Origin of the sequence: Allomesorhizobium camelthorni, assembly GCF_011045125.1 — a bacterium.
Taxonomy (GTDB): Bacteria; Pseudomonadota; Alphaproteobacteria; order Rhizobiales; family Rhizobiaceae; genus Allomesorhizobium; species Allomesorhizobium camelthorni.
This window is the reverse complement of record NZ_JAAKZF010000120.1, coordinates 1-10603: the sequence shown is the minus strand read 5'-3', so window position 1 is coordinate 10603 and position 10603 is coordinate 1. Positions and strand designations below refer to the sequence as shown.

6 protein-coding genes and 3 pseudogenes are annotated in these 10603 nt (G+C 62.3%); 6 read left to right on the top strand and 3 right to left on the bottom strand.

Going from position 1 to position 10603, the window contains the following annotated elements; translation table 11 throughout:
- Positions 1-100: 100 nt before the first annotated feature.
- Positions 101-360, bottom strand: a pseudogene (locus tag G6N73_RS32515) (NADH-quinone oxidoreductase subunit D); the annotation flags it as partial.
- A 431-nt stretch (positions 361-791) separates the two neighbouring features.
- Between G6N73_RS32515 and nhaA the strand changes: the two are divergent.
- From nhaA to G6N73_RS32500, 3 genes and pseudogenes are all read left to right on the top strand, one after another.
- Positions 792-1974, top strand: a pseudogene (nhaA, locus tag G6N73_RS32510) (Na+/H+ antiporter NhaA).
- A gap of 14 nt (positions 1975-1988) precedes the next feature.
- Positions 1989-2861 carry a PRC-barrel domain-containing protein gene (locus G6N73_RS38445; RefSeq protein ID WP_343044828.1) on the top strand — a complete coding sequence of 291 codons (873 nt, stop codon included), beginning with the start codon at positions 1989-1991 and terminating at the stop codon, positions 2859-2861.
- 197 nt (positions 2862-3058) lie between these two features.
- Positions 3059-3676: pseudogene (locus G6N73_RS32500) on the top strand (nucleotidyl transferase AbiEii/AbiGii toxin family protein).
- Between the two features lie 319 nt (positions 3677-3995).
- On the opposite strand, the gene G6N73_RS32495 reads toward G6N73_RS32500, so the two are convergent.
- Entirely contained in the window at positions 3996-5567 is a 1572-nt protein-coding gene (locus tag G6N73_RS32495; protein ID WP_165034036.1) for a bifunctional aminoglycoside phosphotransferase/ATP-binding protein, read from the bottom strand.
- 168 nt (positions 5568-5735) lie between these two features.
- Positions 5736-6074, bottom strand: coding sequence for a c-type cytochrome (locus tag G6N73_RS32490; RefSeq protein WP_165034035.1), 339 nt, complete (start codon positions 6072-6074; stop codon positions 5736-5738).
- A gap of 270 nt (positions 6075-6344) precedes the next feature.
- On the opposite strand from G6N73_RS32490, the gene G6N73_RS32485 reads away from it, so the two are divergent.
- From G6N73_RS32485 to G6N73_RS32475, 3 genes are read left to right on the top strand one after another with little or no spacing between them, the layout of a single operon-like run.
- On the top strand, positions 6345-7001 hold the full coding sequence (locus G6N73_RS32485) for an ABC transporter ATP-binding protein (protein WP_165034034.1): 657 nt from the start codon (positions 6345-6347) through the stop codon (positions 6999-7001).
- Positions 7001-9409: an ABC transporter permease gene (locus G6N73_RS32480; protein WP_206079216.1), complete on the top strand. Its 2409-nt coding sequence runs from the start codon at positions 7001-7003 to the stop codon at positions 9407-9409. Before G6N73_RS32485 ends, G6N73_RS32480 begins: the two co-directional genes overlap by 1 nt.
- Complete coding sequence (locus G6N73_RS32475) at positions 9399-10454, top strand: lipocalin-like domain-containing protein (RefSeq protein WP_165034033.1); 1056 nt, start codon at positions 9399-9401, stop codon at positions 10452-10454. The genes G6N73_RS32480 and G6N73_RS32475 overlap by 11 nt, the downstream gene beginning before the upstream one ends.
- The last annotated feature ends 149 nt before the right edge of the window (positions 10455-10603 follow it).

Genomic DNA, 10603 nt, shown 5'->3' with positions numbered 1-10603 from the left:
TCCGGTTCAGAATCGATGATGGTGATCTGGGTGACGGGCTGGTTGTCGGCTCGGATCTGTGTCATGGAGACCTCGCTGGATTGGCAGTTGGATGGGCTGGCCGAGCTTGGGAATTAATGCCAAGTAGTCTCTCGACCGCCACGTAAAACGCATGCTCTCGGTTCATCGGCGCGACGTAATCGTGCCGGTTGAAGTAGGGCAGCGCCTTCGACAGCTTCTCGGTCCCCGGTGCAGTAGCCCGATACGCGGATCGACGCGCTCAGCTATCTCTCCACCCAATTCTAGCATGAGCCACAAACGGACCGCCGGGTGCTGGGCGCCAAAATTGATGGTGAAATTGCGGAGAGCAGCTTCGGACATGCCGATCTCACCCCAGTTGCAGGTCCAACGCTGTCCACTTGTGCTTTGTTCCAACAGGCCTAAGCATTCGGCGGTTTAAATCTACAGAATATCAAGCCTTCCCTTCGCCGCGCTGGAAACCATCGCGGACATCCTGCCTCTCGACTCCTGTCGCCTGCCGGGAACGTGCCCTGCACGGTCTCGAACAGATCGAGGGGCTTGATAGCTATCTTCGAGCCCATCCCGATGCCCGGCCGGAGTTGCTGGGATCCCATGCCAAGCTCGTCGTCTCGGTCGTGACGCGATTGACGGCAGCACCACCATCGCCGCTCCAGGACTTCACTCGCATCTTCGCGGAATTGTTAAACGGAAGTGCTGACCCGCGCGGCAACTTCCCGGTGACCTCCCGCGGTTGAGTACGTCGCCAAATTATCGAAAGAGGGTGGATGTGGATGCAGAAAAAACTTCACCGTTCCTCGCTTCTCCGAACCTTTCTGGACAATGAGGCCTCGGGAGGGATGACGCTGATGTTTGTCGCTGCCCTGGCGCTGCTGATAGCCAATTCGCCGTTTGCGACGCTCTATTTCGATGGGCTGCATCGTTACGTGCTGGGCCTGTCGGTGCTGCACTGGATCAATGATGCGCTCATGGCCGTTTTTTTCCTGCTCGTCGGGCTTGAGATCAAGCGCGAGCTCCTGGACGGGCAGCTTGCAACCTGGTCGCAGCGCGCGCTGCCGGGTATCGCGGCGCTCGGCGGCATGGTCGTGCCGGCGGCGATCTTCATCGCGCTGAATTGGGGCGAGCCGGCAAATCTCAGGGGATGGGCTATTCCATCGGCGACGGACATCGTCTTTGCGCTCGGCGTGCTCTCGCTGCTCGGTCCGCGTGTTCCGGTGTCGCTCAAGATATTCCTGACGGCGCTGGCGATCCTCGACGACCTTGGCGCCGTCGTGATCATCGCCCTCTTCTATGCGGCCGAACTCTCGCCCCTGATGCTCGGTCTGGCGGCCGCGACATTGCTGGTCCTCTCGGCGCTCAACTGGTTCGGCATGAAGCATCTGGCGCCCTATCTGGTGCTTGGCGCGGCGCTGTGGTTTTTCGTGCTGCAGTCGGGGATCCATGCAACGCTTGCGGGCGTGGCGCTGGCGCTTACCATCCCGCTGGAAGTATCGAGCGGCGACAGTCCGACATCACCGCTGCACCAGCTCGAGCATGCGCTCAATCCCTGGGTGGCGTTCCTCATCGTGCCGATCTTCGGCTTTGCCAATGCAGGCGTGTCCTTCGCCGGGCTGGGTCCTTCCGCGCTCATCGATCCGGTGCCGATCGGCATTGCGCTCGGTCTGCTTTTTCGGCAAGCAGGCGGGTGTGTTCGGCTTCGCATGGCTCGCGATCAAGCTAAGGCTTGCCGATATGCCCCGCTACGCCTCCTGGGCGCATCTCTATGGCGTGGCGGTGCTTGGCGGCATCGGCTTCACCATGAGCCTCTTCATCGGGCTTCTCGCCTATCCGGGCTCGGCTCTTCTCCAGAACCAGACGAAGATCGGCGTACTGCTGGGGTCGACGCTTGCGGGCATCGTGGGCTGGCTGATCCTGCGGTGGACCAAGGCGGACTTCCTGAGGACTGCCTTGATGTGACGGGGATAGAGGCGATGAATGCCCGCGCGCTTCTGTCGAGCGCTCGATCAGCCCGTGAGCAGTGCGTGGGCAGGATATTGGCAGCGGCTCCCTCAGTTGTATTGAGCGGACAATCGCCTCGCCGAAGGAAGAAATTGACGGCGGCCGGACCGCCGGCCGCCGTCGCCTCGCAGAGTGGCCGGAGGAGCTTTTTCGATCCTCCGGTAGCCCAATCAACTCTTCCTCGCGGCGACCTTCGCCACCCATCAATTAACTGCAACGCGACAGCCGGAACAAGAATCTGTTCACAGCGTTGTGAGGTTGTGAGCACAGCGCCTCGTCTTCCCAGCAGTGGTGCTTTCGCAGGCGCGGCAGTGCACGGAAATCCTGCACAAGGAGAAGTTGTCATGATCCGCAATCTTTTGGCCGCAACAGCGGTCGCGACGGTGATTGCGGCCGGCGCGTTCGCCCAGGAAACGACCCCACAACCGGCTCCTGCGGACCCCGCCACCCCGGCCCCGATGGAACAGGCAGCACCGGCAGTGGCTCCGGCCGAGGGTCATCTCGCCACCAACCTTGTCGGTGAAATGGTCTATAACGGCACCGGTGACGACGCAGAGAATATCGGCGACGTGAATGATCTCGTCATCGACAAGGACGGCAAGGTCAAATCTATCGTGATTGGCGTTGGCGGTTTCCTCGGTCTCGGCGAGAAAAGTGTCGAAATGGCGTATGACAAGATTGAATGGGCGGAGCGCGAAGGCGACCGCTGGATAGTCGTGGCGGGGTCCAAAGAAGAACTGGATGCTCTGCCGGAATTTGACCGTACGCCTTTTGATCCAGTTCCCGCTCCCGCGCCTGAGGCGACTGGCGCAACCACGCCGGCACCTACGGCACCTGCTCAATAGCGGGCGGCGGCCGCAAGCCGAGGATCGAAAGCGCCGTGGGTAAGGTGAGCCTGGGTCTTGGCGCGTCGCAGACCAGGGGTTGAGCAGGGGACAGTCAACTGCCGCGACTGCCGCGATAGACGTCGAAAAAACATATCGCCGAAACGCTCGGGTCGGTCGCCACATACCTCGGCGACGCGGCTGGTGGTAAATGATCGCTGGAGATCGAAGCCCAAAATCCGCAAATCGTCAACTTTTACTACCCGACCGCTCTCTCGGAGGGCGAGTGCGCAGACATGGCTTACATCACGCCGAGGGTGAAGCTCGAATTCGGCGCTCGCGGATACCCTACCGAAGAGCGAACCATCCACCCTTACGCAGCAGACGGGTTTCCGGATTTCTTCGAGTATCCTGACTGCTCCGTTACCGTGCTGTCGGCACGACGCACATTCTGGGAAAAAGCTGCGGCGCTGCACGCCTAGGCACATCGGCCGGCCGAAACGCCGACGCCGCAATATTTCTCGCGGAACTACTACGATATCGCGATGCTGCTCGAAACGGACGATGGAAGGGCCGCGGCGACCGACTTAAAGCTTCTCGAGCAAGTGGCCAAGCACAAGGCGGTGTTCTTCCGCTCAGGCTGGGCCAACTACAATACCGCCCGGCCGGGCATCTTGCAGTTGATGCCATCAGAAGCAAGGCAAAGAGACCTCCGCGCTGACTACCGCGACATGGCGCCGATGATGTTCGATGATAAACCGCTGCCATTCGACGAAATCCTCGTCCGGATCCAAAAACTCCGAAATGACATCAACGCGCTATCCTCAGCGCAATGATCGGAGCATGCCTGTCCGGCCCACGGCCTATTTGAGAATCCAGTTCTGCCAAAAAAATCGGCGCGCCTGGCAAATACGGCCAATCATCGTACGAACAACATATCAGCGAGCGGGTTGCCGTTGTCGATCGGGGTACCCTCAATCGAGGCCCAACCGGGTCACCTAGCAAAAAGTGAATTATGGATCGGTCACCCTCGTGCCGGCCTTCCTGCAGCCGTGATGTCGCAATGAGGCTTGGAGCTGTGAAATTCAACGTGAAGTGCGGCGTGCTTCGGCGGTGATTTGCACGCGCCTTCCGCAAGTGGATGGAGGATGAAGGTTATTTCCCAGGAAGATCCTCATCGTCGCGCGCCCCGCGCTCGCTAACAGCCGCTTCCAAGAACCTTATCAACTCTGCGGCAATGTCGGCTGGCATTCGTCCGGCGTCGACCCCGCGCCAGGCGAGTTGTGTGGTGGTTCGCTGTAAATGCCGCGAGAGGACGTCGACGGTAGCGTCCGACGACCCGCCTCTGCGCTCGCCGACCCGTTGCCAAAGGATCACCGGATCGGCTTCCAGCCAGAAGCCCGCGAAGGGGAGTCCACGGTCGCGCGCCGCCTTCTCGATGCGCTCGCGGTCAGCCGGCCTGTCGAAGACGGCATCGGCCACAACCGAACCTCCCTCGGATAGAATGAGACCGGCACGCCATGCCATCTCACTATAGACCTTGTCCGACATTTCCGGCCGATAGGCTTGGTCAGGAAGCCGCGTTTCGGCGGGTACGCCATGCATGGACTTTCGTATACGGTCGCTCTCAACGATGCGCGCGCCGGGCGGCGCACCGACATGCGCGGCCAGAGCCTCGGCGACGGTCGTCTTGCCGGCACCGCTTAAGCCACCAATCGCGATCAGCCGAGGTGGCTTTTCCTGGAAAAGCGCGCGGGCAACTTCGAAATAGGATCTGGCCTTGGCGACGATCTTCTTGGAATCGGTGCTGCCTTCTTCGACCTGCGTTGCTGTGACATGCGCTCGCACTGCGGCCCGCACCGCCATGAAAAAGGGCAGGAGGACGAAGCCGTCCTCATCGTCGGCTTCGTCGAGGTAGCGGTTCATCGCAAGATTGGCGAGCTCCGCAAAGCCGCGATACCAAAGATCCATGAGCAGGAAGGCCAGGTCGTAGAGCACGTCGACAGTGGCGATCTTGTCGTTGAATTCGATGCAGTCGAAGAGCCGCGGCTCACCGTCAAAGAGGCAGATGTTCCGCAGGTGCAGATCGCCATGGCATCGGCGGACCTTGCCTGCAGCCTCCCGCTGATCGAGCAGTTCGGAATGACGGGCCAGGGCGGTGCGGAAGACCCCGCTGAAATCGTCGACCTCGGCCTCGCCGAAAACATGGCTGGTGGCAAAACCGGCCTCGTTAATGTCGAGCACACCCGCCATGTTTGCCGAACCGCTGCCGGAGTGGAGCACCGGTGCGCCGCGATGGAATTGCACAATCCTGCGTGCGACCGCCGTCATGAGCGAAGGTGTGAGGTCGCCGGCGACGGCCATTCTGTCCAGCAGCTTCGACTGGTCGAAGCGAACCATTTCGATCACCGCATCGACCAGTTCGCCGGTTCCGTCGAGGACGAGCTTGCCGCCTGGCTCTCGCGTAATAAGCCGCACGCCGACATAGAGGCCCGGCGCCGTGTTCGAATTGAGTTCCACTTCCTTCTCGCAGGCTGCGAGCCGGAGGATCGGCGTCGAGAAATCGACGTAGGGCAGCTTCACAGCACGCTTCATCTTAAAGACCCGGTCGCCTGCTAGGAATACGCGCGAAATATGTGTCTCGATTGCCTCGACCGGTTCAGCGATCCTGTGAAAGGCCGGGGCCATCAAAAGCGAGGCCGCGGCCCTCTGGTCGTCTACAATCATCGCCTAGGTTCCTGTTCGTCGTTGTCGACCGCAGGAACCAACGATCTATGTTGGCAGAAGTTTCTGCTTAACGGGGCGCTACCACGAGAGCCTAAGCAATCTGACGCCGGTGCTGAGATGAGGCGCTTGGCCAACATTTGCCTTCGGCCGATGCCATCGAAATTCCGCTCAGGGTGTATCCGGACCGGACAAGTTCGTTTGCAAGCTTAGAATATAGGCCGACACGTCACGGACCTCCTGCTGGGAGAGTAGTATATTCGGCATGGTGGGATGCGCCTGGGCCGTGAGCCAGACGTTAAGCGCTGCTGCGGTCATTCCCGGCGTCATGGCAACGACTTCGAAGCTGGGCGCGGTGGTGACAGGGGATAGGGCTTCGTCGGGGCGTACGGCGTGACAGGTGGCACAGACCTCAAGCGCAAGCTGGCGTCCTTGCTCAATATCTTGTGCCTGGGCCACTGAAACCGTCGCAATGATGCCAAAAACGGCCGAGACTGTCGGTATTCGCATACCTTGTCCTCTCCGACATTCCCCGGATGTGCCGCAAGAAAATAACGCGCGACGTAGCGAAAAGCTCCACCGCGTCCCAGGCCGCTAATCCCTAAGCCGTTATGAGTTAACGGCCTTGCTAGTCGACGCTTCCGTGCAACCGCTGCTTCCCCAAAGAGTCACAGCCTGCACCGCGGAGAGAAGTAAAGTAGACTTTATGAGTGGGGTCGTTGTTCGGCACGATTTCACCGGCATGCCGTGCTAGATGCACGCGGACCTTCGGGAGTTAACATGCTGCTGAGGCTGCACCAGATCGACAAGTCCTACCCCTCGGTCGAGGGGCCGTTGCAGGTGCTGCACGGGATCGATCTTTCGCTGGAAGCGGGCAAGAGCCTTGCGCTTACCGGCGAGTCTGGCAGTGGAAAGAGCACGCTCCTGCATCTCGTTGCAGGGCTCGACAGTCCTGATGCGGGAGAAATCCACCTTGGCGGTAAAAATATCGTGGGGCTGAACGATACTGCCCTTGCCGCGCTGCGGCGGGGAACAGTCGGACTTGTGTTCCAACAGTTCAACCTGATCCCCTCGCTTGATGTGGCGGCCAACCTTGCCTTTCAGGCTCGACTTGCCGGCCACCCTGATCCGGCATGGCTGAAAGTCCTTGCCGCACGGCTGGGCCTGGCCGAGGTCCTGACGCGCTATCCTGAACAATTGTCGGCCGGGCAGCAACAGCGGGTGGCAGTAGGCCGGACCTTGGCCGCCCGGCCCCGGCTGGTTTTGGCTGATGAACCCACGGGCAATCTGGATGAGGCAACAGGGGACGCTGTGCTCGATCTGATGCTGTCGCTGGTGGCTGAAACGGGTGCCGCGCTGTTAATGGTCACTCATTCCAACCGTCTGGCAAACCGGCTGGACGCCCGTGTTCACCTGCGCGCGGGGAGGCTGGCGTGATGGTGTGGACCGGGCTGACAGCGCTCTTGTCGCACTGGCGCAGGCGGCCTGTGCAACTGGCGATGCTGCTTTTGGGGCTGTCGCTGGCCACGGCGCTGTGGTCGGGGGTTCAGGCGATCAACACCGAGGCGAGGGCGAGCTATGACCGTGCGGCGGTGATCCTTGGGCAGGACCAGCTCGCACAACTGATGCGTGAGGACGGCGCCCCGATGAATCAGCAGGTGTTTGTGACACTGCGGCGTGCAGGCTGGCTGGTTTCGCCGGTGATCGATGGGGAAATGCGGTTTGGCGATGTGCGGTTGCGCGTCCTTGGCATCGATCCGCTGACTGTGCCGCCGCAGGCGCAGCAGGTGGATGTGGCGGCGGGCGGCGGGCTGTTGCCGTTCATCACGACGCCCGGTGTTTTCTATGCAGACCCGGAAACCGCGGCCCGACTGGCTGGGCAAGCGACACCGCCTGTGCGCGTGGCCGAGGGGTTGCCTCCCGGCACAGTCATCACCGATATCGGGCAGGCGCAAGCCCTGCTTGGGGCAAAGGACGAGATCTCCCGTCTTCTGCTCTGGCCGGACCAGCCGATGGATCGTGCCTCCTTAAGAGTAGCAGCCCCCGGCCTGATCCTGCGCGAGCCGAGTGAGACCGGGGATCTTGCCCGGCTGACCGACAGTTTTCACCTGAACCTGACGGCTTTCGGTTTTCTTGCCTTTGCAGTGGGGCTCTTCATCGTGCATTCCGCCATCGGTCTGGCTTTTGAACAGCGCCGCCCGGTCTTTCGCACCCTGCGCGCGCTGGGCTTGCCGGCCCGCGTGCTGATCCTTTTGCTGATCACCGAGTTGCTGGTCTTCGCCCTGGTCGCTGGGCTGGTGGGCGTGGCGCTTGGCTATCTGGTCGCCTCGGCCCTTTTGCCCGATGTGGCCGCCACCCTGCGCGGACTTTACGGGGCCGACGTGCCGGGAACGCTGTCGATCCGCCCGGCGTGGTGGGCAGCGGGGCTGGCCATCGCCGTGATCGGCACGCTAGTGGCGGCCGCACAAGGCCTCTGGCGGGTATGGCGCCTGCCGCTGCTTGCACCCGCCCAGCCCCGTGCCTGGGCGCGGGCCTCGGAGCGGGCGCTGCGCGCGCAGGGCGTGGCGGCGATGGTGCTCCTGCTGGCGGGGGCGGGGATTGCGCAATTGGGGTCCGGCCTCGTGGCGGGCTTTGTGCTTCTGGCGTCACTGCTGTTGGGGGCAGCACTGGCTCTGCCACTCGTGCTGACGGGGATATTGGTCCTTGGTCGCCGCTTGGCGCGTGGACCGCTGGCCGAATGGTTTTGGGCCGACACGCGCCAGCAGCTTCCCGGCCTGTCATTGGCGCTAATGGCGCTGCTGCTCGCGCTGGCCGCCAATGTGGGCGTCGGCACGATGGTGTCGAGTTTTCGGCTGAGCTTCACCGGCTGGCTCGACCAGCGTCTCGCCTCTGAGCTTTACGTGACTGCCCGCACCGAAGCAGAGGCCACGGCGATGCATGACTGGCTGGCCCCGCGCAGCGACGCCGTCCTGCCGGTCTGGAACATTGAGGGCCAGGTCGCAGGCCACGTCGCGGCAATATACGGCGTGGCCGATCATGCCACCTATCGCGACAACTGGCCGCTGCTGTCCGCCCTTCCGCAGGTCTGGGACCGGATCGCTACAGGCGAGGGCGCACTGATCAACGAACAGTTGTCGCGGCGCCAAGGGTTGGGTCTGGGGGACCAGATCACGCTGCCCGGTGGCTGGCGGGCCAGCATCGTTGGAGTCTATTCCGACTATGGCAACCCTATGGGCCAGGTAATCATCGGGATCGACACTCTGGCCGCGCGCTATCCGAAGGTCTCCCGCCTGCGCTATGCCATTCGGGTTGCCCCCGACAAGTCCGCCGCGCTGGCTGCTGGTTTGCGGGCGGAATTCGGGCTGCCCGCGCAGAACGTGATTGACCAGGCCGGGATCAAGGCCTTCGCGCTCAAAGTGTTTGAACGCACATTCAGCGTGACAGCCGCGCTGAGCGTCCTGACGCTGGGAGTCGCGGGGCTGGCGATGTTCGCGAGCCTCATGACTCTGTCGGGGATGCGCCGTCCGCAACTGGCGCCGGTCTGGGCCATGGGGCTGACCCGCCGCCACCTCGCATGGCTGGAGCTTTGGCGTGGCTTGCTGTTGGCAGCCTTGACCATGCTAGCCGCTTTGCCTGTAGGTATCGGGCTGGCCTTTGTTTTGCTGGCGGTGGTGAATGTCGAGGCTTTTGGCTGGCGTTTGCCGATGCACCTTTTTCCCGGTGACTGGGTGAGGCTGGGGGTGCTCGCGCTGCTGGCGGCCGGACTCGCGGTGGCCGTGCCTGCCTGGCGCCTGGCGCGTTTTTCACCATCGGATTTGCTGAAGGTGTTTGCAAATGAGCGTTAGGGCATTGCTGATCTACCTGTGCTTGGCCGCACCTGCCTTTGGCCAGGGTTTTGCCGGGCTTGGCACAAAGGCTGAGGGGTTTTCAGTGCCCCAACCGGGGATCGCGTTGAACTTCCCCGCAGACCACGGCCCGCACCCGGGTTACCGGATCGAATGGTGGTATCTGACTGCCAATCTGCAAGCTGCGGATGGAACGGATTATGGCCTGCAATGGACCCTGTTCCGAACCGCCCTGGCCCCGGAGGAACGGGCCGGCTGGTCCAGTCCGCAGCTTTGGATGGGCCATGCGGGGCTGACATCGCGAACCCAGCAATTCGTGGCCGAACGGCTGGCGCGGGGCGGCATCGGCCAGGCGGGGGTTACGGCCGCACCTTTTGCGGCCTGGATCGACAACTGGCAGATGGCAGGTCGGGCCGCACCAGAAGCGGATGCGCTGTCAACGCTCGATCTGCGCGCGGCGGGGCAGGCGTTCTCCTACGAACTGACGCTGGACGCCAAAGGCCAGCTGGTGCCGCAAGGGGTGCAGGGCTATTCGGTGAAATCCGGCAAGGGGCAGGCGAGCTTTTACTACTCGCAACCATTCTACCACGTGACCGGCATGCTAACCCTTCCAGAGGGCGCGATTGCCGTAACCGGTAGGGCGTGGCTGGATCACGAATGGTCCTCGCAACCGCTGGCCGAGGATCAGACCGGGTGGGACTGGTTCTCGCTCCATTTCGACAGCGGCGAAAAGATGATGGGCTTTCGGCTGCGCGATGAAGGCGCGGGCTTTACGTCGGCCACATGGATCAGCGCCGACGGCACGCCGCAGCCGCAGGCCCCCGGCGCGCTCAGGGTGACGCCGCTCGAGACGGCAATAGTCGCGGGTCGCAGCATGCCGAACCGTTGGCGGGTGGAATTGCCGGAAAAAGAGGTGGATGTGACCACGCGGGCGCTGAACCCGCAAGCCTGGATGGACACTCGCTTTCCCTACTGGGAAGGCCCGATCCGATTTGAGGGCAGCCATACCGGGCGCGGCTATCTAGAGATGACAGGCTACAAGTGAAAGGAAACGGCGGAGGGCGCTGCTCGATCGCGAGATCGCGACGGTTGAGGCGACAACAAAAATTGGGAGCGGCATGCCTGATTCCGCTTAAACGCATGCCGCCCTCGTCTATTTTGTCGCAAGCGTCCCTGAAACCTCAGGCGGCCTTG

Excerpts from the sequence above, each read along its gene's own strand:
- G6N73_RS38445 (WP_343044828.1), top strand. The coding sequence starts at position 1,989 with ATGAATGCCCGCGCGCTTCTGTCGAGCGCTCGATCAGCCCGTGAGCAG.
- G6N73_RS32495 (WP_165034036.1), bottom strand. The coding sequence starts at position 5,567 with ATGATTGTAGACGACCAGAGGGCCGCGGCCTCGCTTTTGATGGCCCCG.
- G6N73_RS32490 (WP_165034035.1), bottom strand. The coding sequence starts at position 6,074 with ATGCGAATACCGACAGTCTCGGCCGTTTTTGGCATCATTGCGACGGTT.
- G6N73_RS32485 (WP_165034034.1), top strand. The coding sequence starts at position 6,345 with ATGCTGCTGAGGCTGCACCAGATCGACAAGTCCTACCCCTCGGTCGAG.
- G6N73_RS32480 (WP_206079216.1), top strand. The coding sequence starts at position 7,001 with ATGGTGTGGACCGGGCTGACAGCGCTCTTGTCGCACTGGCGCAGGCGG.
- G6N73_RS32475 (WP_165034033.1), top strand. The coding sequence starts at position 9,399 with ATGAGCGTTAGGGCATTGCTGATCTACCTGTGCTTGGCCGCACCTGCC.